This is a genomic window from Cronobacter sp. 153480017-3 (assembly GCF_053627815.1).
Map to the genome: position 1 here is coordinate 306,475 of NZ_JBSEYN010000003.1, position 21,352 is coordinate 327,826.

Below are 21,352 nucleotides of genomic sequence, written 5' to 3' on the forward strand. Positions count from 1 at the left end.
TTACACTTTCCCGCTGTGCCGCCAGAACGGCGCCTGCGAGATAGCCTCATTGCGGAAATGCTCGATTTCAATACGCTGGCCGGTTTCGATGGCGTGACGCAGCCCCTGCCAGTTATCGAGCCAGAACAGCGCGACGGTGTCGTCATAGACGCCCGCCAGCAGGCGCAGCGCGTCCAGCTCGCGCGAAAGACGCGGCAGCTGATCAACGTAGCGGTCGCCGAGCGGCTGACCAAACGCGGCTTTCAGTTCCGCGGCGTGACGCGAGAGGTTGATATCGGCAAAGCGTTTCCAGGAATCCGCCATTTTCTGACGGCCCTTTTCATCAAGGAAAGGCTGCCAGCTACGGAAAATCAGCCATTCGGTGAGCGCCAGGCGCGCAGAGGCCTGAATGGCGCTGAAAGCCACCGTCTGGGCCGATGCGTCGGTCGCAAGCGTCGCTTCGCACTGGGTCAGCAGATCGCGTAAGCGAGTGCTCGCTTTTCGCGGAACAATGCCGCCGAACAGCGCCAGCGTATGGCGCACCAGCGCAATGGCCTCACGCACCTGCTGCTTCGCTTTATCGTTACCGCGCAGCCATAGCTCTTCGTGGTACAGCCAGTGATCGAGCGCCCACTCCAGCGACGCTTCAAACCCCTGTTCGACCGTGATTTTCGCAGGCACTTTAAGAAGCGTCAGCGGACGCAGCGGGCGTTCAGGGTTCCCCTGCGCCAGATGATAGCCGCGCGCCGCTTTGCTGAGGCTGCCCTGGCGCAGGCCCGGTTTCGCCACCAGCTGACGGGCGAATTTCAGCACATCGGCCGCCTCGCCCTGCAGCAGTTCCAGCTCCAGCTCGCAGATCGGTTCCGCCAGCTCGCCGGCTTTCACTTCGCCACGATCAAGCGCAAGCTCAATGCGGCTTTCGCCGTAAGTAACCACCCACTTTTCACGCGCGAAATCGGTGCTGAACAGCGGTTTCACCGCCGCCTGCAATGTCTCGGGCGACAGCCCTTCCGGCCAGACTTCCGCCGGGAAGCGCGTGAGCGCAAGCGCCGGGGATTCCAGCGCGACATTATATTCCGGGCGCTGATGCAGCCCGCCGGTCGTGCGGCCCGCCACTTTCATGGTCATTTCATAACGGCCATTATCGCCGCGGATACGCAGCCCCATATCGTGACGGCGCAACTGGTTGTCCGCGGTTTCGTAGTAGATGTTGACCAACTGGCGCGGGGCGCTGTGTTCAGCCTCAAGGGCGTTCAGCGTGGCGCGCAGCGCGTCAATCTGTTCCGGGTCGACGATAAATTTGAGTTCGATTTCCTGAGCCATGTCTCTGCTTTACTCGTTGGGTCACACTGAAGAAAACTCCAGCGAACTTAATAGCCTGGTATCTGTCAGTAGATAGTATTTTGCGAAAAATTGCCATGTTTGAGGCTTTTTGACGCCATCAAAATATGAAATTTGCCGCGGTGGCAGGCGACAGGCTGACCAGGAAGATTCCCATTCAGGTTTACGCTTTGCATCGTCAGACTGATGCCACTACTATCGTTCCACTTTCAACGACAATAACGACCAACTGATGCACAAATTACGTCTGATTTGCTTTTCCCTGCTTGCGCTTAGCGTCACTTTCCAGGCCGTTGCCGAAGAAAAACGCTATGTCTCGGATGAACTCAACACCTGGGTGCGTAGCGGCCCTGGTGACAATTACCGCCTGGTCGGCACGGTCAATGCCGGCGAAGAAGTCGCACTGCTCGAAAGTAACGGCAAATATGGACAGATTCGTGATGCCAGCGGCCGCACGTCGTGGATCCCGCTGGAACAGCTGAAAAGCGAGCCCAGCCTGCGTACCCGCGTGCCGGAGCTGGAAAATCAGGTCAAAACCCTGACCGATAAGCTGACGAATATCGACACCACCTGGAATCAGCGCACGGCGGAGATGCAGAAGAAAGTCGCGGCGAGCGATGGCATCATCAACGGCCTGAAAAATGAGAACCAGAAGCTCAAAAACGAGCTTATCGTGGCGCAGAAGAAAGTGAACGCCGCCAATATCCAGATCGACGATAAACAGCGCACCATCATCATGCAGTGGTTTATGTATGGCGGCGGCGTGCTGGGTGTTGGTTTGCTGCTCGGTTTGCTGCTCCCGCACATGATCCCAAGCCGCAAACGCAAAGACCGCTGGATGAACTAATCCTCTCAGGGCAGCGCCCGCTGCCCTTTTCACTCACCATCTCCTCTACACTTAACGTATTATCTGTCGGCTGAATTGATGTCGGAGTGGAATGCGTGAAGAGTTATCTGGTTGGTGGTGCGGTACGCGATGCCCTGTTAGGGCTGCCGGTAAAAGACAAAGACTGGGTGGTCGTGGGCGCCACGCCCGCCGAAATGCTGGCGCTTGGGTATCAGCAAGTCGGGAAAGATTTCCCGGTGTTTTTGCATCCGCAAACCCACGAAGAGTACGCCCTGGCGCGCACCGAGCGGAAATCCGGCCAGGGATACACTGGCTTTACCTGCTATGCCGCGCCGGACGTAACGCTGGAGCAGGATTTACAGCGCCGCGATCTCACCATTAACGCCATCGCTCAGGATGATTCCGGCGAATTTATCGACCCGTACCACGGCCGCGACGATTTAAAAGCGCGCCTGCTGCGCCATGTCTCGCCCGCCTTTAACGAAGATCCGCTGCGCGTGCTGCGCGTGGCCCGCTTCGCCGCGCGTTATGCGCATCTCGGGTTTCGCATCGCGCCGGAGACCCTTTCGCTCATGCGCGAGATGGCGGAGAACGGTGAACTGGAGCATCTGACGGCGGAGCGCGTCTGGAAAGAGACCGAAAGCGCGCTCACTACTCGCAACCCGCAAATCTACTTCCTGATGCTGCGCGAGTGCGGCGCGCTGAAAGTGCTGTTCCCGGAAGTCGATAAACTGTTCGGCGTTCCGGCGCCCGCCAAATGGCACCCGGAAATCGACACCGGCATCCATACGCTGATGACGCTCGCCATGGCCGCGATGTTAAGCCCGGCGGTAGACGTGCGCTTTGCCGCGCTGTGCCACGATCTCGGTAAAGGCCTGACGCCGCCGCACCTCTGGCCGCGTCATCACGGCCACGGCCCGGCGGGCGTGCGGCTGGTGGCGCAGGTTTGCGAGCGGCTGCGCGTGCCAAACGACATTCGCGATCTCGCGAAACTGGTGGCCGAGTTCCATGACCTGATCCACACCTTCCCGATACTCAAGCCGCGCACCATTGTGGGCCTGTTTGATTCGATAGACGCCTGGCGCAAGCCGCAGCGCGTGGAGCAGATTGCCATCACCAGCGAAGCGGACGTGCGCGGACGCACCGGCTTTGAAGCGAAAGATTATCCGCAGGCGCGGCTATTGCGCGAAGCGTGGGAGGTGGCGCGCGCGGTGTCGCCAAAAGAGGTGGTGGAAGCAGGCTTTACCGGCCCGGCGATTCGTGAGGAACTGACAAAACGGCGTATTCGCGCGGTGGCGGCCTGGAAGGAAGAGCGATGCCCCCAGCCAGCGGCTGAGGGCTAAGACGTTTACATGAACACCGCGAAAACGGCGGCAGCCACGATAAAACGGTAAATCGCGAAAGGAATAAAAGAGATACGTTTGATGATGTGCAGGAAGGTTTTGATCGCCACCAGCGCCACGACGAAGGCGGTGACAAAACCGACCGCGAACATCGGCAGATCCGCCATCGTCAGGAAGCCCATGCTTTTATAGAGATCGAGCGCGGTGGCCCCCATCATCATCGGTACGGCGAGCAGGAACGAGAATTCAGAAGCCGCATAGCGGCTCACGCCCACCAGCATACCGCCGGAAATGGTCGCCCCGGAACGCGAGAAGCCCGGCCACAGCGCCAGACACTGGAAGCAGCCAATAAAAAACGCCTGGCGGTACGTCATGTCGTCCAGCCCCGGCGCTTTTGGCTCTTTCGGCTTCAGCACTTCGGCGATAATCAGCAGCACGCCGCCCACCACCAGCGCATACATCACGTTGATCGGGTTAAACAGCGACTTGATGAAATCGTGGAACACCAGCCCCAGCACGACCGCCGGCACCATACCAAGCAAAATGTGGATGAGCGACAGGCGACCTTTGCCGACGCCTTCATGCGGCGGATGCCCGAAATGGATGCCAATGAGCCCGAACAGGCGACGCCAGAACATCACGACGACCGCCAGAATGGAACCCAACTGGATAACCACTTCGAAAGTTTTCGCAGTGTCGCCTTCAAACCCCAGCAGGTGACCCACAATTATCATATGACCGGTACTGGAGACCGGCAGGAATTCGGTGAGCCCTTCAACAATGCCCAGGATCGCCGCCACCAGCAGCGAGTGCATATCAGTCATTCAGTAAACCCTCGTACCCCAAAAAATAAGCGCTAAAAAACGCGGCAGTCAGCGCGACGGCCGCGTAAGTTCCTGCATTATGACCGGTATACCCGCGTTTGGTTTACTCATTATGAATTTAAATGTTTTAATTCGGATTATTGCTACGCTCAATCATCACGCCGACATTCGCGGCCTGCGCCACTGCGCCTGGCTTGCTTAATTTGATGCGCACCCAGGGAGCGTTAAAGCGCGTCAGAATGATCTCCGCGACTTCTTCCGCCACCCGTTCCACCAGCGCGAAACGACCATTACCGACATGTTCCAGCACCGCCTGCGTGACGTCCGCGTAGCTCAGACAGTCGCGCACGTCGTCACTCGCCGCCGCCGCCCGGTTGTCCCAGCCGATTTCGATATCGAACACGAGTTTCTGCTCGATGGTCTGTTCCCAGTCGTAAACGCCAATAGTGGTGATTACCGAAAGTTGCTCTATAAATACTATGTCCATCACGGCCCTGCCTGTTTTTAGCCCCGCCGGATACCACTTCCGGCAAAATATGCGTATTATCCACAGATGCAGAGAATACAACGACATTTTCACAACGGAACAGCGTTATGAGTGCAATCGCGCCTGGAATGATCCTCCTCGCGTACCTTTGCGGCTCGATCTCCAGCGCCATTCTGGTCTGCCGCATCGCGGGTCTTCCCGATCCTCGTGACAGCGGTTCCGGCAACCCCGGAGCGACCAACGTCCTGCGAATTGGCGGCAAGGGAGCAGCCCTGGCGGTACTGATATTCGATGTGCTGAAAGGCATGCTGCCGGTCTGGGGCGCGTATGCGCTGGGCGTAACGCCATTCTGGCTGGGGCTTATCGCCATTGCCGCCTGTCTGGGCCATATCTGGCCGGTCTTTTTCCATTTTCGCGGCGGTAAAGGCGTGGCGACGGCGTTCGGCGCGATTGCGCCTATCGGCTGGGATCTCACCGGCGTGATGGCGGGCACCTGGCTTCTGACGGTGTTACTGAGCGGATATTCCTCGCTTGGCGCGATCGTCAGCGCGCTGGTGGCGCCATTTTATGTCTGGTGGTTTAAGCCGCAGTTTACATTCCCGGTAGCGATGCTCTCGTGTCTTATTCTTCTGCGCCATCACGATAATATTCAGCGCCTGTGGCGCGGCCAGGAAAGCAAAATCTGGAGCCGGTTTCGCAAAAAGCGGCCACAAAAAAAGGAGTGATGATTCACTCCTTTTCTTTATGACTTTGCTGACGCGTTACGCGGCAGGCAGCTCCGAAAGCGGCCAGCGCGGACGCACGGTCACACCAAGCCCCGCTTCGCCTTTCGCTTTCAGACGCACCATGCCCGCATAGGCGATCATCGCGCCGTTATCGGTACAGAATTCCGGGCGCGCATAGAACACTTCGCCGCCGCGTTTTTGCATCATTTCCGCGAGACGCGCGCGCAGCGTGCGGTTAGCACTCACGCCGCCTGCCATCACCAGACGCTTAAAGCCGGTCTGATCCAGCGCACGGCGGCATTTGATCATCAGGGTGTCCACCACCGCATCTTCAAACGCGCGCGCAATGTCGGCGCGGGTCTGATCGTCGGTACCGTTGTCGCGGATGGTATTCGCGGCGAACGTTTTCAGCCCGGAGAAGCTGAAATCCAGGCCCGGACGGTCGGTCATCGGACGCGGAAAGGTAAAACGCCCCGCTGTGCCCTGCGCCGCCATTTTCGACAGCATCGGGCCGCCCGGGTAATCAAGACCCAGCAGCTTGGCGGTTTTATCGAACGCTTCGCCCGCAGCGTCGTCAATAGACTCGCCCAGCAATTCATACTGGCCGATCCCCGTCACGCTGATAAGCTGCGTATGGCCGCCAGAAACCAGTAGCGCCACGAAAGGAAATTCGGGCGGATTGTCTTCTAACATCGGTGCCAGCAGATGGCCTTCCATGTGGTGCACCGGCACCGCAGGCACATCCCAGGCGAACGCCAGCGCGCGGCCGACCGTCGCGCCGACTAACAGCGCGCCCACAAGTCCTGGCCCTGCGGTATACGCCACCGCGTCGATATCCTTCGCCGTCAGGCCCGCTTCTTTTATGGCAGCCTGAATCAGGGGCACAGTTTTACGCACGTGATCGCGCGAGGCCAGTTCAGGCACGACGCCGCCGTAATCGGCATGCAGTTTTACCTGACTATACAATTGGTTGGCTAATAACCCGTTTTCATCGTCATAAATCGCGATGCCGGTTTCATCACAGGATGTCTCAATTCCCAGTACACGCATGGTTTTTCTTACCTCTCTCGCCTGCCGCGCAGTGTAGGGCCAACGGTGGCCGATGTAAAACTTTGCTCAACCCAGGCGGCCAGATAGTGTATAATACGTGCCCCTGGAATAGACCGCACAAAAACCGCGTTTCTGGTCCTGGCGGTGCTTTACAAAGCAGCAGCAGTTGCAGTAAAATTCCGCACCATTTTGAAATAAGCTGGCTATCTGATGCCAGCAGAACCGAATTAATCAAAGGTGAGAGGCACATGCCGGTAATTAAAGTACGTGAAAACGAGCCGTTCGACGTAGCACTGCGTCGCTTCAAACGTTCCTGCGAGAAAGCGGGTGTTCTGGCGGAAGTTCGTCGTCGTGAATTCTATGAAAAACCGACTACCGAACGTAAACGCGCCAAAGCTTCCGCAGTGAAACGTCACGCGAAGAAACTGGCTCGCGAAAACGCACGCCGTACTCGTCTGTACTAATTCCTCAGGGGATATCCTCCCCTGAAACAGACAGAGTAGTAGTTGTAGAGGCCGTGCTTCCGAAAGGAATGCGCGGCTTATTCTCGTTTATGGGCTGATAAAAACGGGGCTTATGGCTGGACGAATCCCACGTGTCTTTATCAATGATCTGCTGGCTCGCACCGATATCGTCGACCTGATAGACGCACGGGTAAAGCTCAAGAAGCAGGGCAAGAACTACCACGCGTGCTGTCCCTTCCATAATGAAAAAACCCCCTCTTTCACCGTAAACGGCGAAAAACAGTTTTATCACTGCTTCGGTTGCGGCGCGCACGGCAACGCTATCGACTTCCTGATGAATTACGACAAGCTCGAATTCGTCGAGACCGTCGAAGAGCTGGCGGCGATGCATAATCTGGAAGTGCCGTTCGAAGCGGGTAGCGGACCGACGCAAATAGAGCGTCACCAGCGCCAGACGCTGTATGAGCTGCTGGACGGGCTGAACGGTTTTTATCGTCAGGCCTTACAGGCGCAAAGCGCCGAACCAGCGCGCCAGTATCTGGCAAAACGCGGGCTGAGCGAATCGGTTATTGAACGTTTCGCGATTGGCTACGCGCCGCCGGGCTGGGACAACGTGCTCAAGCGTTTTGGTAATAACAGCGAAAACCGCAAGTCGCTTATCGACGCGGGCATGCTGGTGACCAACGATCAGGGCCGCAGTTACGACCGCTTTCGCGAACGGGTGATGTTCCCCATCCGCGATAAGCGCGGGCGAGTGATAGGCTTTGGCGGCCGCGTGTTAGGCGATGCGCTGCCGAAATATTTAAACTCCCCGGAAACCGATATTTTCCATAAGGGCCGCCAGCTGTATGGCCTTTATGAAGTTCAGCAAAGCGATCCGAACCCGCCGCGGCTTCTGGTGGTCGAAGGTTATATGGATGTCGTGGCGCTGTCGCAGTATGACATTAACTATGCGGTCGCCTCGCTCGGCACCGCGACCACGGCAGAGCATATCCAGATGCTTTTTCGTGTCACGAATAACGTGATTTGCTGTTACGACGGCGACAGAGCAGGCAGAAGCGCCGCGTGGCGCGCGCTGGAAACCGCGCTGCCTTACATGACGGACGGACGTCAGCTACGCTTTATGTTTCTGCCCGATGGCGAAGACCCGGATACGCTGGTTCGTCAGGAAGGCAAAGCAGCATTCGAGGCGCGTATGGAGCAGGCACAGCCGCTCTCGACGTTCCTGTTTAACAGCCTGCTGCCGCAGGTGGATTTGAGCACGCCGGACGGACGCGCGCAGCTCAGCACGCTGGCGCTGCCGTTAATCAGCCAGGTGCCGGGCGAGACGCTGCGCATTTATCTGCGTCAGGAGTTAGGCAACAAGCTCGGTATTCTGGATGACAGCCAGCTTGAGCGATTGATGACGCGCCAGGCAGATAATTCGCAAACGCGGCCTGCGCCGACGCTAAAGCGTACAACCATGCGTATACTGATAGGATTATTAGTCCAGAATCCTGAGCTGGCGCCCCTGGTGCCCTCACTGGCCGCATTGGACAAAACAAAGCTGCCAGGACTGGAGCTCTTTGCAGAGCTGGTCAATACTTGTCTTTCGCAGCCTGGTCTGACCACCGGGCAGTTGCTCGAACATTATCGCGGTACAAAAGAAGCCGCTACCCTTGAAAAACTCTCAACGTGGGACGATATAGCAGATAAGGATATCGCAGAGAAAACGTTCACCGACGCGCTGGACCATATGTTTGATTCCGTGCTCGAGTTGAGACTAACAGAATTGATCGCCCGCTCGCGCACCCAGGGACTTAGCGCGGCGGAGCGCGAAGAAGTGCGCATCATTACCGAGGCGCGCGCCAGAAAATAAATTCCGCGGCTTAATTGCCGATTGACGATCGGGTGCACCCGAGAGCCGCACTGCCGGGCAGCGGCAATAATAAAACAGCCCGCACCGCCCTGTGGTTTTATATCGCTGTCGAAGCGTCCAGGCACTACTGAAACGCCGTCGCTTGCAACATGTTGTGATATGAACCCCGGGGCACACGTTATTGTTGGCGGCAACGCCTACCGACACCAACCTCATGAAATAAGTGTGGATACCGTCTTATGGAGCAAAACCCGCAGTCACAGCTTAAGCTTCTTGTCACCCGTGGTAAGGAGCAGGGCTATCTGACCTATGCCGAGGTCAATGACCATCTGCCGGAAGATATCGTCGACTCCGATCAGATCGAAGACATCATCCAAATGATTAACGACATGGGCATCCAGGTGATGGAAGAAGCGCCGGACGCCGACGATCTGTTGCTTGCTGAAAACTCCAACAGCACCGACGAAGACGCGGAAGAAGCTGCGGCCCAGGTGCTCTCAAGCGTTGAATCTGAAATCGGGCGCACCACTGACCCGGTTCGTATGTACATGCGTGAAATGGGTACCGTTGAGCTGTTGACCCGTGAAGGCGAAATCGACATCGCTAAACGCATCGAAGACGGCATCAATCAGGTTCAGTGCTCTGTCGCCGAATACCCGGAAGCGATCACCTATCTGCTGGAGCAGTACGATCGCGTTGAAGCGGGCGAAGCGCGTCTTTCGGATCTGATCACCGGCTTTGTCGATCCGAACGCCGAAGAAGATCTGGCGCCTACCGCGACGCATGTCGGCTCAGAACTCTCTCAGGAAGAGATGGATGATGACGAAGATGAAGACGAAGAGTCTGACGACGACAGCAGCGACGACGACAACAGCATCGATCCGGAACTGGCCCGTGAAAAATTCGGTGAGCTGCGTACCCAGTACGAAGTGACCCGCGACACCATCAAAGCCAAAGGCCGCAGCAACGCGGCGTCTCAGGAAGAGATCCTGAAGCTTTCTGAAGTGTTCAAACAGTTCCGCCTGGTGCCGAAGCAGTTTGACTATCTGGTGAACAGCATGCGCACCATGATGGACCGCGTGCGTACCCAGGAACGCATCATCATGAAGATGTGCGTTGAGCAGTGCAAAATGCCGAAGAAGAACTTCATCACCCTCTTCACCGGCAACGAAACCAGCGAAACCTGGTTCAACGCGGCAATCGCCATGAACAAACCGTGGTCTGAAAAGCTCCACGACGTGGCGGAAGATGTGCACCGCAGCCTGCAAAAACTGCAGCAGATCGAAGAAGAAACCGGCCTGACCATTGAACAGGTGAAAGACATCAACCGTCGTATGTCTATCGGCGAAGCGAAAGCGCGTCGTGCGAAGAAAGAGATGGTTGAGGCGAACCTGCGTCTGGTTATTTCTATTGCCAAGAAATACACCAACCGCGGTCTGCAGTTCCTCGATCTGATTCAGGAAGGCAACATCGGTCTCATGAAAGCGGTAGATAAGTTCGAATACCGCCGCGGCTACAAATTCTCTACCTATGCAACCTGGTGGATCCGTCAGGCCATCACCCGCTCTATCGCGGATCAGGCGCGCACCATTCGTATTCCGGTGCACATGATTGAGACCATCAACAAGCTCAATCGTATCTCCCGCCAGATGCTGCAGGAGATGGGCCGCGAGCCGACGCCGGAAGAGCTGGCCGAGCGCATGCTGATGCCGGAAGACAAAATCCGCAAAGTGCTGAAAATCGCCAAAGAGCCTATCTCCATGGAAACGCCGATCGGCGACGATGAAGATTCGCATCTGGGGGATTTCATCGAGGATACCACCCTCGAGCTGCCGCTGGACTCCGCGACCACCGAAAGCCTGCGTGCGGCGACGCACGACGTGCTGGCAGGTCTCACCGCGCGTGAAGCGAAAGTGCTGCGTATGCGTTTCGGTATCGACATGAACACCGACCACACGCTGGAAGAAGTGGGTAAACAGTTCGACGTAACCCGCGAACGTATCCGTCAGATCGAAGCGAAGGCGCTGCGTAAGCTGCGTCACCCAAGCCGTTCTGAAGTGCTGCGCAGCTTCCTGGACGATTAATCGTCTGTGATAACGCGTTTAAAAAGCCCTCTTCGGAGGGCTTTTTTATTGGCACCAGAAATGACTGAAGCGACTTTTACGGGCTACCTTTCAACAGGCGGCCCTGCAACGATAAATCATCGTGATATGCGTGGATTAATTAGCAAAAAGAATTTGTCAGGATTATAGATTCTGAGTAATTTGCTGTGAGATTTTGCGTATAAAAATGAAACATCGCGTTGATAACATTGCAAGGAACCGGGATGAACAAGTCGCTGTTATTTATGACATGCGTTTTACTGGCCGGATGCGCCAGCCAGCCGCCAAAAAGCCAGGTAACGCCTCTTACGCCAGCGCCCGCTCCGGTCGCCGCGCAAACGCCGCCTGCTCCACAGCAGCCTGAAAGCCAGCCTTTCTCGGCAGCCTCTGAAAGCGCTAACAGCATGGCGACCTGCCGTAAAGAGCTCGACGCGCTCAAGCACTACGGCCCGAAAACCTACAGCCGCTACGCCGCTGAAATGGACGCGCTTTCCGCGAAAACGGGGAAATATCTGGCGCTGAAAGACGGGATGACGCCGGAGCTAAACGACATTGTCATCACGATGTATCAGTCGCAAATCAAGACGCTCTGCTTCCGCATCCAGTCGTCGCTCGGTAAGCTGATTATTGAACAGGCTGGCGGCTAAACCACCTGCCTTTTTCTGCTCATAACGGCGCAGCGAGAGTTGCGCCGTTCTGTTATCTGCCGCGCGCCACCAGCGCGTCGTCGAGCTCCCGGTAGGCTTCCACCAGCTTATCGAGCGAAGCGCGATTCAGCCCGCTCGGGTTAGGCAGCACCCAAATTTCCGTCTTACCGATTTTTAGCTTCTGTTTACCCCACTTCACACCGCGCTGACTGAATGCTTGCTCATAGGCTTTTTTGCCCAGCACCGCGAGCGCATCTGGCTGAAAATATTCGATTTTTTTAATCAGATTGCGCCCGCCTTCATGCAATTCTTTCACGTCCACTTCGTTCGCCTGCACCGTCGGGCGTTCTACGAGTTTCGTGATGCCACAGCGCGTATCCAGCAAATGGCGCTCTTCTTCAGGCTTCAGCTGGCGATCCGTAAACCCGGCCAGATGAATAACCTTCCAGAAGCGGTTACCCGGATGCGCAAAGTGAAAGCCCGTATGCGCCGACGACTTTCCCGGATTGATCCCGCAAAAGACCACCCGCAGACCTGGCTCAAGAATATCGTTAATCATGTCCTCTCCTGTTAACTCTCGGATCTATAAAGTATAAAACCTTACGCCGCGCCTGCTTACAAATTCAGCAGCCGCGACACCGAGACTGGATTGGCGTCGCCAGTTACTTTATAATCCAGCGCCACGGCCCCTTAGCTCAGTGGTTAGAGCAGGCGACTCATAATCGCTTGGTCGTTGGTTCAAACCCAACAGGGGCCACCAAATTTTAGCATTAAAATCATATAATTAAGCCACCTCGCAAGGGTGGCTTTTTTGTTGGCTGTTAATCAACTGGCAACAAAATGGCGGCGAGATGGCCCATTAAAGGAGCTGGCAGGAGCCGCTTAGTGATGTGTATCCGGTCAACGCCCGAAATGATGTCATCATCTTCAAATATTCCCCAAAACCACTACTCACACCCGGCATAGAAATCATTTTTATTATTTCCAAACCAGGCCATACATTTTTTGGCGCTGGCAGGCACCGTCAGCGTGTTTTTTTTAGCGGTGCCCTGATACTGGCACACCAGAAAAACAGCGGTGTTATGCGCTTTCGCATAGTTTTGCGAATCGCTTAATGTCCAGATCATTTCATCGTCCGTATCTGGTAATAAGGACGCGAGCTCTTCCGGCGGGCCTTCAAACACATCGACCAGATGCAGCCTGTGGACGTGATTTTTCTCTGTCAGAGTATTCGGGCACTGGATTTTTTCAGCCCATGCAGCGCCTGAGAAAAACATCACGCCGATACTACACAACGCGGCTTTGATCCATCCCATCATTCTCGTCTCCCTGTTTTTGATTTTCCTTTATACCTCAAAATCAATAACCTCACTCTTCTCCCGATCAAAACGTCAGAACACGCTCATCTGTCATCCCTCAACCCAACCGGGCAATCTCCACTACACTTTTCCCAACTCCCCATATTGAGGATTTCCCATGCTGCGTTCGTTACTGCTCATCTGCACTCTGCTGCCCTTTTTCGCCTGCGCGCACAATTTTACGGAAGGCGAACGGGTGGCACCGGTTGGCGTGGCTGAGCGCGGCGAGCTGACGCTGAATCAGGGCGAGATTGATTATCGTGACTGGAACAGCGCGCGGCTTAGCGGCAAGGTGGGCCTGGTGCTGCATGTGGCGGGCAGGCTGTCGGCGAAAGATCTGAATAAAGGCATCAGCGACGCCATCGCGGCGGCGCAGCTGCCGGCAGATAAATTTCAGGCCACCACGATAATCAATACTGACGACGCCATTCCCGGCAGCGCCATCTTTGTGCGCCGCAGTCTGGAAAGCACCAAAAAAGCGTATCCCTCATCGGTCTTTGTGCTCGACGGACAGGGCGCGGTGCAGCGCGCCTGGCGGCTTCAGCCGGGCGGTTCCGCCGTGGTGGTTGTGGATAAAGAGGGCCGCATCCGCTTCGCCAAAGATGGCGCGCTCACGCCGGATGAAGTACGTCAGGTGATGACGCTGCTGCGCTCGCTGCTCGCATAAACCTGTACAACAGCTCACAGAATTGTAAAGTTTTGTGCCACACTGAGGTTAGCTGAAGAAATTTTCCGGGATTACGCTACGCTTTTTAAGAACGTATCCGGAAAGATTACCGTGAAGATAATCAGTTGTTCAGACACCAAAAATCCCACATTTCGCCTGATGCGACGACTGCCGCGCGCCTGAGGGCGGCACTCGCGCGCAGTTGCGCTTTCATTTTCTCCCACTCCACAGCGATAACGGACACCATCAGAGGCCTTAACCATGAACGCTAACGCCGTGAAATCTTCAGGGCAGGAAATCGAATTGCAGGCGCTGCGCGATGCGCTGCAAACCCGCCTTGACGAGCTTCTGCCGCCGGGCCAGGAGCGCGATCTGGTCTGCGCCGCGATGCGCGAAGGCGCGCTGACGCCCGGTAAGCGGGTGCGCCCGCTGCTGCTCATTCTTGCCGCGCGCGATCTCGGCTGCGACGCCAGCCAGCCTGCGCTGATGGATCTCGCCTGCGCCGTGGAGATGGTGCACGCCGCGTCGCTGATGCTCGACGATATTCCGTGTATGGATAACGCCCTGCTGCGCCGCGGCAAGCCCACCATTCACCGCCAGTATGGCGAAAGCGTGGCGATCCTCGCGGCGGTGGCGCTGCTGAGCCGGGCATTCGGCGTGGTGGCGCAGGCAAACCCGCTCTCCGATAGCTGCAAAACTCAGGCGGTGAGCGAGCTTTCCAGCGCCGTCGGGTTGCAGGGGCTGGTGCAGGGGCAGTTTCGCGATCTCAGCGAAGGCAACCAGGCCCGCAGCGCCGAGGCGATACTTGCCACTAACGATCTCAAAACCAGCGTGCTGTTTGACGCCACGCTGCAAATCGCCGCCATCGCCGCCGGCGCTTCCGCGTCGGTGCGCCATAAGCTTCGCGAGTTCTCGCGCCATCTCGGCCAGGCGTTCCAGCTGCTTGACGATCTGGCGGATGGCCTGAACCATACCGGTAAAGACATTAATAAAGACGCCGGGAAATCAACGCTGGTGGCGATGCTTGGCCCGGAAGCGGTGCATCAGCGCCTGCGCGATCACCTGCTGCGCGCCGATGAGCATCTCACCGGTGCCTGTTCGCGCGGCGCGTCCACCCGCCGTTTTATGTACGCCTGGTTTGATAAACAGCTGGCTATGTTTGGCTGAACGCGCGCCGTGTCGCCGACAGTGACTGTTACTGGAGTATGAATGAAGGACAAGGAACTGAGCCAACGCAAGAACGATCATCTGGATATCGTTCTGCACCCGGAGCGGGCTAAACAAACGATTCGCACCGGCTTTGAGCAATGGCGTTTTGAGCACTGCGCCCTGCCGGAACTCGCGCTTGACGACATCGATCTCAGCACCCGCCTGTTTGGCCGCGTGATGAAAGCGCCGATTCTGATTAGCTCCATGACCGGCGGTGCGCGGCGCGCGAGCGATATCAACCGTCACCTCGCCGAAGCCGCGCAGACGCTGGGGCTGGCGATGGGCGTCGGCTCACAGCGTGTGGCGCTGGAGAGCGAGGACAACTGGGGGCTGACGGGCGAACTGCGCCGGTACGCGCCGGATATCCCGCTGCTGGCGAATCTCGGTGCCGCGCAAATCGGCAGCGTTCAGGGGCTCGATTACGCCCGGCGCGCCGTCGAGATGGTGGAAGCCGACGCGCTCATTATTCATCTTAATCCGTTGCAGGAGGCGCTGCAGACCGGCGGCGATCGCGACTGGCGCGGCGTGCTGGCGTCAATTGAACGCGTCGTGAACGCCCTTCCCGTGCCGGTGGTGGTAAAGGAAGTCGGCGCTGGCCTCTCGGTGCCGGTGGCGCGCCAGCTTAAAGAGGCGGGCGTCGCGATGCTGGATGTGGCAGGCGCAGGCGGCACCAGCTGGGCCGCCGTGGAAGGTGAACGCGCGGCGAGCGACCATGCCCGTAGCGTGGCGATGGCCTTCGCCGACTGGGGCATACCCACCGCACAGGCGCTGCGCCAGATACATCAGGCGTTCCCGTCGATGCCGCTTATCGCCTCTGGCGGCATTCGCGACGGTATCGACGCCGCCAAAGCCCTGGCGATGGGCGCAAGTCTCGTCGGGCAGGCCGCGGCGGTGCTCGGCAGCGCGACCACCTCCACCAGCGCCGTGCTGGACCATTTCGCGGTCGTGATTGAACAGTTGCGGGTCGCCTGTTTTTGCACCGGCAGCGCCAGTATCAGCGCGCTGCGTGAGGCCCGGCTGGTGCGCGTCGGGGATGAGGAATGAGCCATTACGCCGTCATTACGCCCCCGCTTTACAGTCACGTTCATGCCATGCAGGCGCTCGCGCAGGCGCTTATCGCGCGCGGGCACCGCATCACCTTTATCCAGCAGGCCGAGGCCCGCACGCTGCTGGACGATGCGAACATCGGCTTTTATCCGGTAGGCGAAGCGAGCCATCCGCCCGGCAGCCTCGCCCGCACCTTACGCCTGACGGCGCACCCGGGTGGCCCGGCCATCCTGAGCCTGATTGACGATCTGGCGCGTACCACCGATATGCTGTGCCGGGAGTTGCCCGAGGCGCTGACGCGCCTTGGCGTGGACGGCCTGATTGTCGATCAGATGGAGCCCGCGGGCGGTATCGTCGCCGACGCGCTGGATCTGCCGTTTGTTTCGGTCGCCTGCGCCCTGCCGGTCAATCGCGAGGCAGGGCTTCCGCTGCCGGTCATGCCGTTTCGCTATGCGCAGACGCCGCGCGCCCGCAAGATTTATCAGACCAGCCAGCAGGTGCACGACTGGCTGATGGGCCGCCAGAGCAAGGTGATAGCCCATCACGCGCAGCGCTTCGGGCTGTCGGCCCGCCACGGCCTGCACGATTGTCTCTCGCCGCTGGCGCAAATCAGCCAGACGCTCAGCGCGCTCGATTTCCCGCGCCACGCACTGCCGCCCTGCTTTCATGCGGTCGGCCCGCTGCGTCCGCCGCAGCCGCCAGTGGCGGAACCGGTGCCAGACGCGACGCGCCCGCGCGTCTTCGCCTCACTCGGCACGTTACAGGGGCATCGCTACGGGCTGTTTCGCACCATCGCCCGCGCCTGTCGCGACGCCGACGTCGAGCTGCTTGTCGCGCATTGTGGCGGCCTGAATGACGCGCAGGCCAGCGCGCTGAAAGCCAGCGGGGCCACACAGGTCACGGGATTTACCGACCAGCCGCTGGCGCTCAGCCAGTCGGATGCCGTCATTACCCACGGCGGGCTTAACACTGTGATGGACGCCATCGCCAGCGCCACGCCGCTGTTAGTGGTGCCGCTGGCGTTCGATCAGCCCGGCGTGGCGGCGCGGGTGGAGCACTGCGGCATCGGGCAGCGCGTCTCGCGCTTCGCCGGGCGTCGCACCTTTGCCCGCAAGCTTAAAACGCTGCTTGGCGACGATCGCTGCCGCGCGCGTCTCGTCGCGATGCAGCGCGCGCTGGCGCAGGCGGGTGGCGTCGTGCGCGCAGCGCAGATCGCTGAACAGGCGCTGGATGAGCGCCGCCCTGTATTCGCGCAGGCTCCCTTATGAACACGCAATGGGATCTGATTCTCGCTGGCGGCGGTCTGGCGAACGGGCTGATCGCCCTGCGCCTGCGCGCGCGACAGCCGGGGCTTAACGTGCTGCTGCTGGAGGCAAGCGACGCGCCTGGCGGCAATCACACCTGGTCATTTCACGGCGCGGATCTCACGGCCGAACAGCACGCCTGGCTCACACCGCTGGTGGCGCACCGCTGGGACGGCTACGAGGTGCGCTTTCCGGCGCTGACGCGCACGCTGGATGGCGGCTACTACAGCGTTACGTCTGAGCGTTTCGCCCAGGTTTTGCAGGAAACCGTGGGTGAACGCCTCTGGCGCAACGCGCCGGTCGCAAGCCTGACGCCGCAGAGCGTGACGCTCACCGACGGGCGCACGCTGCACGCCCGCGCGGTGATTGACGGCCGCGGCTGGCAGGCGAGCCCGCACCTCACCGCAGGCCAGCAGGCGTTCCTCGGCCAGCAGTGGCGGCTCGCCGCGCCCCACGGCCTGACGCGTCCTGTTCTGATGGACGCCACGGTAGCGCAACAGGGCGGCTACCGGTTTGTCTACACGCTGCCGCTCACGCCCGACACGTTGCTGATAGAAGATACGCACTACATCGACAGCGCCACACTCGATCACGACCGCGCGCGGGAAAATATCGCCAGCTACGCGCGTTTGCAGGGCTGGCAGCTCGCGACGCTTGAGCGCGAGGAGCGCGGCAACCTGCCGATTACGCTTACCGGCGCGCCGCAGGCATTCTGGCGCGAAGCGCAGGGCGTGGCGCGCGCAGGCCTGCGCGCCGGGCTGTTTCACGCGACGACCGGCTATTCGCTGCCGCACGCGGCAACGCTTGCCGACCTTATCGCCGCGCAGCCGCCTGCGTCTTCAGCAGCGCTGTATGCGCTGACGGCAGATTACGCGCAGCGCCAGTGGCGGCGTCAGCGCTTTTTCCGGCTGCTGAACCGGATGCTGTTTCTGGCCGGAAAACCGGACCAACGCTGGCAGGTGATGCAGCGCTTTTATGGACTGAATGCGGGGCTTATCGCCCGGTTTTACGCCGGACGACTGACCCCAATGGATATGGCACGACTGCTGACAGGCAAACCCCCGGTTCCGGTGGGCGAAGCCATGCAGGCCGTGCTAAAGCAAACTCCCCGGCTGCGAGCTTTTCATCATGACTAAAACTGTTGTTATCGGGTCCGGCTTTGGCGGCCTGGCTCTGGCTATCCGCTTACAGGCGGCGGGCGTTCCCACCTTACTGCTTGAACAGCGCGATAAACCCGGCGGGCGGGCGTATGTTTATGAAGATAAAGGGTTTACCTTTGACGCCGGCCCGACGGTGATTACCGATCCCTCAGCCATTGAGGAGCTGTTCACGCTGGCCGGTAAAAACATCGCCGATTATGTCGATCTTTTGCCCGTCACGCCGTTCTACCGCCTGTGCTGGGAGAACGGCCAGGTGTTTAATTACGATAACGATCAGGCGAGCCTTGAGGCGCAAATCGCCCGCTTCAACCCGCGCGATGTCGAGGGCTATCGCCAGTTCCTGGCGTATTCGCAGGCGGTGTTTAAAGAAGGCTATCTGAAGCTTGGCGCGGTGCCGTTCCTCTCGTTTCGCGATATGTTGCGCGCAGGCCCGCAGCTCGCGCGTCTTCAGGCGTGGCGCAGTGTGTATGGCATGGTGTCGAAATTTATCGAAGACGATCATCTGCGCCAGGCGTTCTCTTTTCATTCCCTGCTGGTGGGCGGCAACCCGTTTGCGACGTCATCAATCTATACGCTTATCCACGCGCTGGAGCGCCAGTGGGGCGTCTGGTTCGCCCGTGGCGGCACCGGCGCGCTGGTGCAGGGGCTGGTGAAGCTGTTTACCGATCTGGGCGGCGAGATTGAACTCAACGCCAAAGTGACGCGCCTCGATACTCAGGGCGACAAAATCAGCGGCGTGACGCTCGCCGACGGCCGACGCATTCCCGCGCGCGCCGTGGCGTCGAATGCCGATGTGGTGCACACCTACAACAATTTGCTGGGCCATCACCCGCGCGGCGTCTCGCAGGCGGCCTCACTGCGCCGCAAGCGGATGAGCAACTCGCTGTTCGTGCTCTATTTCGGGCTCAATCACCACCACAGCCAGCTCGCACACCACACCGTCTGCTTCGGGCCGCGCTACAAAGGGCTGATTGAAGATATTTTTAAACGCGACTCGCTCGCGGACGACTTCTCGCTCTATCTGCACGCGCCGTGCGTCACCGATCCGTCGCTGGCTCCGCCGGGCTGCGGCAGCTATTACGTGCTCGCCCCGGTGCCGCACCTCGGCACCGCGAACCTGAACTGGGATGTCGAAGGGCCGCGTCTGCGCGACCGGATTTTTGAATATCTTGAGCAGCACTATATGCCGGGCCTTCGCGAACAACTGGTGACGCACCGTATGTTCACGCCGTTCGATTTCCGCGACCAGCTCGGCGCGTATCATGGCTCGGCGTTTTCGGTGGAGCCTATCCTCACCCAGAGCGCCTGGTTCCGCCCACATAACCGCGACAGCCGCATTGATAACCTCTATTTAGTCGGCGCGGGCACGCACCCCGGCGCGGGTATTCCGGGGGTTATCGGCTCGGCGAAGGCTACCGCCGGGCTGATGCTGGAGGGGCATGCATGAGTGACAAACCGCTGCTGACGCATGCCACAGAAACCATCGAGGCGGGCTCGAAAAGCTTTGCCACCGCCTCGAAACTGTTTGACGCAAAAACCCGACGCAGCGCGCTGATGCTCTACGCCTGGTGTCGCCACTGCGACGATGTGACTGACGGCCAGACGCTTGGTTTTCGCACGGCCGACGCGCCGACAGACACCCCGCAGGCGCGCATCGCCCTGCTGCGCGCGCTGACGCTTGAGGCTTACGCGGGCAAACCGATGCGCGAGCCAAATTTCGCAGCGTTTCAGGAGGTAGCGCTGGCACATCAGATCCCGCCTGCGCTGGCGCTCGATCATCTGGAAGGTTTCGCGATGGACGTGCGCGACGAGCGCTATCACACCTTTGATGACACGCTGCGCTACTGTTACCACGTGGCGGGCGTGGTGGGGCTGATGATGGCGCGCGTGATGGGCGTGCGCGATGAGGCCGTGCTGGATCGCGCCTGCGATCTGGGCCTCGCGTTTCAGCTCACTAACATTGCGCGGGATATCGTTGAAGACGCCGCCATCGGGCGCTGCTATCTGCCTGAGGCGTGGCTTCAGGAGGAAGGGCTTCGCGCTGACACCTTAACAGACCGCGCGCACCGCCCGGCGCTGGCGCGTCTCGCCGCGCGGCTGGTGGATGAAGCGGAGCCGTATTACGCCTCGGCGCGCGCCGGGCTTGCCGGTCTGCCGCTACGCAGCGCCTGGGCTATCGCCACCGCGCATGGGGTCTACCGGGAAATTGGCGTAAAGGTGAAGCGCGCGGGCGTTAACGCGTGGGAAACGCGTCAGGGCACCAGCAAGACCGAGAAACTGGCCCTGCTGGCGAAAGGCGCAGTTATGGCTGTGAGTTCTCGCGGCGCGTCGTCGTCGCCTCGCCCTTCGGCGCTCTGGCAGCGGCCGCGCGCGCAGGACGACCGTTACGCTCACGCAGCACCGCCTGCAGCTTAGCCACCGGCGGCGCGTAGAGAAAACCAAAGGAGACGCAGCCTTCGCGCCCGCGCACCGCGTGATGCAGCCGGTGCGCCAGATAGAGCCGCTTCAGATAACCCCGGCGCGGCACATAGCGAAACGGCCAGCGCTGGTGAACCAGCCCGTCATGCACGATAAAATAGAGCGCGCCGTAGAGCGTCATCCCCGCGCCAATCCACTGTAGCGGCCAGCGTCCGCCTGCCCCAAGCGCAATAAGCAAAATCGCCACGCCCGCAAACACCACCGCGTAGAGATCGTTGACTTCAAACCAGCCTTTGCGCGGCGAATGGTGGGAAAGATGCCAGCCCCATCCCCAGCCGTGCATCACATATTTGTGCGTCAGCGCCGCCACGATTTCCATCGCCGCGACCGTCAGCAATACAATCGCCACGTTATACAGCACAATCATAATTTCTCCTGGGCCCGCCTGAACGGAACGTCCTGTTGCCGGGAAACGTAAGCGCGGTTCGCGCCGCAACCCAGAGAGTATAGCAACCCAGGCGT

Annotated in this window: 21 protein-coding genes and 1 tRNA gene; 15 read left to right on the plus strand and 7 right to left on the minus strand. The window is 59.2% G+C overall.

Annotated elements, in window-relative coordinates; genetic code table 11:
• Entirely contained in the window at positions 1-1,302 is a 1,302-nt protein-coding gene (locus ACUW6V_RS09275) for a CYTH domain-containing protein (protein WP_063265308.1), read from the minus strand.
• A 250-nt stretch (positions 1,303-1,552) separates the two neighbouring features.
• Here ACUW6V_RS09275 and ACUW6V_RS09280 point away from each other — a divergent pair, with 250 nt between their 5' ends.
• Complete coding sequence (locus ACUW6V_RS09280; RefSeq protein WP_004385598.1) at positions 1,553-2,167, plus strand: TIGR04211 family SH3 domain-containing protein; 615 nt, start codon at positions 1,553-1,555, stop codon at positions 2,165-2,167.
• Between the two features lie 95 nt (positions 2,168-2,262).
• Entirely contained in the window at positions 2,263-3,510 is a 1,248-nt protein-coding gene (locus ACUW6V_RS09285; protein WP_014728077.1) for a multifunctional CCA addition/repair protein, read from the plus strand.
• Between the two features lie 5 nt (positions 3,511-3,515).
• Here the strand turns inward: ACUW6V_RS09285 and bacA are convergent, their stop codons facing one another.
• Both bacA and folB read right to left on the minus strand, forming a co-directional pair.
• Positions 3,516-4,334 (minus strand): undecaprenyl-diphosphate phosphatase, encoded by an 819-nt coding sequence (bacA, locus tag ACUW6V_RS09290; RefSeq protein WP_004385596.1) that lies wholly within the window; start codon positions 4,332-4,334, stop codon positions 3,516-3,518.
• Positions 4,335-4,461: 127 nt separating this feature from the next.
• Positions 4,462-4,821 (minus strand): bifunctional dihydroneopterin aldolase/7,8-dihydroneopterin epimerase, encoded by a 360-nt coding sequence (gene folB / locus ACUW6V_RS09295; RefSeq protein WP_007707315.1) that lies wholly within the window; start codon positions 4,819-4,821, stop codon positions 4,462-4,464.
• 107 nt (positions 4,822-4,928) lie between these two features.
• Here folB and plsY point away from each other — a divergent pair, with 107 nt between their 5' ends.
• A complete protein-coding gene (plsY, locus tag ACUW6V_RS09300) occupies positions 4,929-5,546 on the plus strand; it encodes a glycerol-3-phosphate 1-O-acyltransferase PlsY (RefSeq protein WP_004385594.1) in 618 nt (205 codons plus the stop codon).
• A gap of 36 nt (positions 5,547-5,582) precedes the next feature.
• Here the strand turns inward: plsY and tsaD are convergent, their stop codons facing one another.
• Positions 5,583-6,596, minus strand: coding sequence for a tRNA (adenosine(37)-N6)-threonylcarbamoyltransferase complex transferase subunit TsaD (gene tsaD, locus ACUW6V_RS09305; protein ID WP_007778149.1), 1,014 nt, complete (start codon positions 6,594-6,596; stop codon positions 5,583-5,585).
• A gap of 248 nt (positions 6,597-6,844) precedes the next feature.
• On the opposite strand from tsaD, the gene rpsU reads away from it, so the two are divergent.
• From rpsU to ACUW6V_RS09325, 4 genes are all read left to right on the plus strand, one after another.
• A complete protein-coding gene (rpsU, locus tag ACUW6V_RS09310) occupies positions 6,845-7,060 on the plus strand; it encodes a 30S ribosomal protein S21 (protein WP_001144069.1) in 216 nt (71 codons plus the stop codon).
• A gap of 112 nt (positions 7,061-7,172) precedes the next feature.
• Entirely contained in the window at positions 7,173-8,918 is a 1,746-nt protein-coding gene (gene dnaG / locus ACUW6V_RS09315) for a DNA primase (RefSeq protein WP_004385592.1), read from the plus strand.
• A gap of 239 nt (positions 8,919-9,157) precedes the next feature.
• Positions 9,158-11,002 (plus strand): RNA polymerase sigma factor RpoD, encoded by a 1,845-nt coding sequence (gene rpoD / locus ACUW6V_RS09320; RefSeq protein WP_004385591.1) that lies wholly within the window; start codon positions 9,158-9,160, stop codon positions 11,000-11,002.
• A gap of 242 nt (positions 11,003-11,244) precedes the next feature.
• On the plus strand, positions 11,245-11,667 hold the full coding sequence (locus tag ACUW6V_RS09325) for a hypothetical protein (protein WP_069681668.1): 423 nt from the start codon (positions 11,245-11,247) through the stop codon (positions 11,665-11,667).
• A 52-nt stretch (positions 11,668-11,719) separates the two neighbouring features.
• Here the strand turns inward: ACUW6V_RS09325 and mug are convergent, their stop codons facing one another.
• Positions 11,720-12,226, minus strand: a complete 507-nt coding sequence (mug, locus tag ACUW6V_RS09330; protein WP_105573899.1) for a G/U mismatch-specific DNA glycosylase — start codon at positions 12,224-12,226, stop codon at positions 11,720-11,722.
• Between the two features lie 125 nt (positions 12,227-12,351).
• Between mug and ACUW6V_RS09335 the strand changes: the two genes are divergently transcribed.
• Positions 12,352-12,427 (plus strand) — tRNA-Ile (locus ACUW6V_RS09335).
• 187 nt (positions 12,428-12,614) lie between these two features.
• Here ACUW6V_RS09335 and ACUW6V_RS09340 read toward each other — a convergent pair.
• Positions 12,615-12,986: an STY0301 family protein gene (locus ACUW6V_RS09340; RefSeq protein ID WP_454038273.1), complete on the minus strand. Its 372-nt coding sequence runs from the start codon at positions 12,984-12,986 to the stop codon at positions 12,615-12,617.
• Positions 12,987-13,143: 157 nt separating this feature from the next.
• Between ACUW6V_RS09340 and ACUW6V_RS09345 the strand changes: the two genes are divergently transcribed.
• From ACUW6V_RS09345 to crtB, 7 genes are all read left to right on the plus strand, one after another.
• Positions 13,144-13,692: a YtfJ family protein gene (locus ACUW6V_RS09345; RefSeq protein WP_014728075.1), complete on the plus strand. Its 549-nt coding sequence runs from the start codon at positions 13,144-13,146 to the stop codon at positions 13,690-13,692.
• 261 nt (positions 13,693-13,953) lie between these two features.
• Positions 13,954-14,859, plus strand: a complete 906-nt coding sequence (locus ACUW6V_RS09350) for a polyprenyl synthetase family protein (RefSeq protein ID WP_004388238.1) — start codon at positions 13,954-13,956, stop codon at positions 14,857-14,859.
• 42 nt (positions 14,860-14,901) lie between these two features.
• Positions 14,902-15,945, plus strand: coding sequence for a type 2 isopentenyl-diphosphate Delta-isomerase (gene fni / locus ACUW6V_RS09355; RefSeq protein ID WP_454038274.1), 1,044 nt, complete (start codon positions 14,902-14,904; stop codon positions 15,943-15,945).
• Positions 15,942-17,216: a glycosyltransferase gene (locus ACUW6V_RS09360; protein ID WP_087600118.1), complete on the plus strand. Its 1,275-nt coding sequence runs from the start codon at positions 15,942-15,944 to the stop codon at positions 17,214-17,216. Before fni ends, ACUW6V_RS09360 begins: the two co-directional genes overlap by 4 nt.
• Positions 17,213-18,388: a lycopene beta-cyclase CrtY gene (gene crtY, locus ACUW6V_RS09365; RefSeq protein ID WP_454038275.1), complete on the plus strand. Its 1,176-nt coding sequence runs from the start codon at positions 17,213-17,215 to the stop codon at positions 18,386-18,388. Before ACUW6V_RS09360 ends, crtY begins: the two co-directional genes overlap by 4 nt.
• Positions 18,381-19,859 carry a phytoene desaturase gene (locus ACUW6V_RS09370; RefSeq protein ID WP_007870891.1) on the plus strand — a complete coding sequence of 493 codons (1,479 nt, stop codon included), beginning with the start codon at positions 18,381-18,383 and terminating at the stop codon, positions 19,857-19,859. The genes crtY and ACUW6V_RS09370 overlap by 8 nt, the downstream gene beginning before the upstream one ends.
• Positions 19,856-20,827, plus strand: coding sequence for a 15-cis-phytoene synthase CrtB (gene crtB / locus ACUW6V_RS09375; protein ID WP_454038276.1), 972 nt, complete (start codon positions 19,856-19,858; stop codon positions 20,825-20,827). Before ACUW6V_RS09370 ends, crtB begins: the two co-directional genes overlap by 4 nt.
• Here crtB and ACUW6V_RS09380 read toward each other — a convergent pair.
• Positions 20,715-21,257, minus strand: coding sequence for a sterol desaturase family protein (locus ACUW6V_RS09380; protein ID WP_041460374.1), 543 nt, complete (start codon positions 21,255-21,257; stop codon positions 20,715-20,717). The genes crtB and ACUW6V_RS09380 overlap by 113 nt on opposite strands.
• Positions 21,258-21,352 lie beyond the last annotated feature (95 nt).

What these genes read in the sequence shown, in the direction of transcription:
- ACUW6V_RS09275 (WP_063265308.1), bottom strand. Translation starts at nt 1,302, where the DNA reads ATGGCTCAGGAAATCGAACTCAAATTTATCGTCGACCCGGAACAGATT.
- ACUW6V_RS09280 (WP_004385598.1), top strand. Translation starts at nt 1,553, where the DNA reads ATGCACAAATTACGTCTGATTTGCTTTTCCCTGCTTGCGCTTAGCGTC.
- bacA (WP_004385596.1), bottom strand. Translation starts at nt 4,334, where the DNA reads ATGACTGATATGCACTCGCTGCTGGTGGCGGCGATCCTGGGCATTGTT.
- folB (WP_007707315.1), bottom strand. Translation starts at nt 4,821, where the DNA reads ATGGACATAGTATTTATAGAGCAACTTTCGGTAATCACCACTATTGGC.
- plsY (WP_004385594.1), top strand. Translation starts at nt 4,929, where the DNA reads ATGAGTGCAATCGCGCCTGGAATGATCCTCCTCGCGTACCTTTGCGGC.
- tsaD (WP_007778149.1), bottom strand. Translation starts at nt 6,596, where the DNA reads ATGCGTGTACTGGGAATTGAGACATCCTGTGATGAAACCGGCATCGCG.
- rpsU (WP_001144069.1), top strand. Translation starts at nt 6,845, where the DNA reads ATGCCGGTAATTAAAGTACGTGAAAACGAGCCGTTCGACGTAGCACTG.
- dnaG (WP_004385592.1), top strand. Translation starts at nt 7,173, where the DNA reads ATGGCTGGACGAATCCCACGTGTCTTTATCAATGATCTGCTGGCTCGC.
- rpoD (WP_004385591.1), top strand. Translation starts at nt 9,158, where the DNA reads ATGGAGCAAAACCCGCAGTCACAGCTTAAGCTTCTTGTCACCCGTGGT.
- ACUW6V_RS09325 (WP_069681668.1), top strand. Translation starts at nt 11,245, where the DNA reads ATGAACAAGTCGCTGTTATTTATGACATGCGTTTTACTGGCCGGATGC.
- mug (WP_105573899.1), bottom strand. Translation starts at nt 12,226, where the DNA reads ATGATTAACGATATTCTTGAGCCAGGTCTGCGGGTGGTCTTTTGCGGG.
- ACUW6V_RS09340 (WP_454038273.1), bottom strand. Translation starts at nt 12,986, where the DNA reads ATGATGGGATGGATCAAAGCCGCGTTGTGTAGTATCGGCGTGATGTTT.
- ACUW6V_RS09345 (WP_014728075.1), top strand. Translation starts at nt 13,144, where the DNA reads ATGCTGCGTTCGTTACTGCTCATCTGCACTCTGCTGCCCTTTTTCGCC.
- ACUW6V_RS09350 (WP_004388238.1), top strand. Translation starts at nt 13,954, where the DNA reads ATGAACGCTAACGCCGTGAAATCTTCAGGGCAGGAAATCGAATTGCAG.
- fni (WP_454038274.1), top strand. Translation starts at nt 14,902, where the DNA reads ATGAAGGACAAGGAACTGAGCCAACGCAAGAACGATCATCTGGATATC.
- ACUW6V_RS09360 (WP_087600118.1), top strand. Translation starts at nt 15,942, where the DNA reads ATGAGCCATTACGCCGTCATTACGCCCCCGCTTTACAGTCACGTTCAT.
- crtY (WP_454038275.1), top strand. Translation starts at nt 17,213, where the DNA reads ATGAACACGCAATGGGATCTGATTCTCGCTGGCGGCGGTCTGGCGAAC.
- ACUW6V_RS09370 (WP_007870891.1), top strand. Translation starts at nt 18,381, where the DNA reads ATGACTAAAACTGTTGTTATCGGGTCCGGCTTTGGCGGCCTGGCTCTG.
- crtB (WP_454038276.1), top strand. Translation starts at nt 19,856, where the DNA reads ATGAGTGACAAACCGCTGCTGACGCATGCCACAGAAACCATCGAGGCG.
- ACUW6V_RS09380 (WP_041460374.1), bottom strand. Translation starts at nt 21,257, where the DNA reads ATGATTGTGCTGTATAACGTGGCGATTGTATTGCTGACGGTCGCGGCG.